We start from the raw sequence: 988 nt of genomic DNA on the forward strand, positions 1-988 counted from the left end.
AGAGTGACCGGCATTTGGCGGGTTACTTGAGACGTCGGGTGGTGGGGCGGCCGTCCCAGCGGTAGTGGGGGCGTGCTCGTCGGATGAGTTGGCGTGTGGTGATCAGGGCTGCTGCGAGGTAGAGGTAGAAGTCCACGACTGCCGCATCGCGTTCGGTGCAGCGGCGGATCTTGCCGTAGTCGTTCATCCAGGAGTTGGTTCGTTCCACCACCCAGCGTCTGCCGACCTGTATCGGGGCGGGTACGCCTTTGCGGGCGATCTGGCCGTGCAGACCCCGGTCGGTCAGGCGCTGTCGGGTGGGGGTGTTGTCGTAGGCGCGGTCCAGGTGCACGGTGACGTGTTCGGGTATGGGGCCGGTCTGTGTGACGGCGGTGTCGAGGCTTGCTTCCAGCAGGGCGTTGTCGTTGCGGTTGGCGGGGGCGGAGATCACTGCCAGGGGTATGCCGGTGGCGTCGACGGTGGTGGAGCGCTTGAGTCCGCCTTTGCCGCGGTCGACTGGTGAGCGTCCGGCGCGCTGGCCGCCGCAGGGGGCTTTGGTGAGGGCGCCGTCGACTGCCAGGTCGTGCAGGTCCAAGCCGATCATGTGGTCGTGGGCGGCCAGGGCCAGGGCGTGTAGTTGCTGGCTGAGTCCGGCATCGGCCCAGGCTTTGCGGCGTCGGCGGATGGTGCGGTCGGAGCAGCCGGCGGTGGCGATGCGTTCGTAGCCGGAGCCGTGGACCAGGGCGTTGATGACGTGTTCGAACACCACCCGGTCGGGGATGCGCCGGCGGTGGCAGCCCAGCGGGTGGGCCGGGTCGTACTCGGGTCGGGCGGGCAGCAGTGCGGCGAACTGGACCCAGATCGGGGTAAGAAGCGATGATGGCAGCGCAGGCACGGGACTCCTGGTGATCGTTGAAGCCTAGAGAACTCCAATGATCGATGAATCCCGTGCCTGTTTGCTACCCACGACCGGGACTCTGTCCAGGTCCGAACCTAATGCCGGTCGCTC

1 protein-coding gene is annotated in these 988 nt (G+C 67.2%); it reads right to left on the bottom strand.

Features of this window, described 5'->3' with window-relative positions; translation table 11 throughout:
• Positions 1 to 22: 22 nt before the first annotated feature.
• On the bottom strand, positions 23 to 874 hold the full coding sequence (locus Cba03nite_RS39420) for an IS5 family transposase (RefSeq protein ID WP_203757695.1): 852 nt from the start codon (positions 872 to 874) through the stop codon (positions 23 to 25).
• Positions 875 to 988 lie beyond the last annotated feature (114 nt).

Origin of the sequence: Catellatospora bangladeshensis (assembly GCF_016862575.1) — a bacterium.
Lineage (GTDB): Bacteria > Actinomycetota > Actinomycetes > Mycobacteriales > Micromonosporaceae > Catellatospora > Catellatospora bangladeshensis.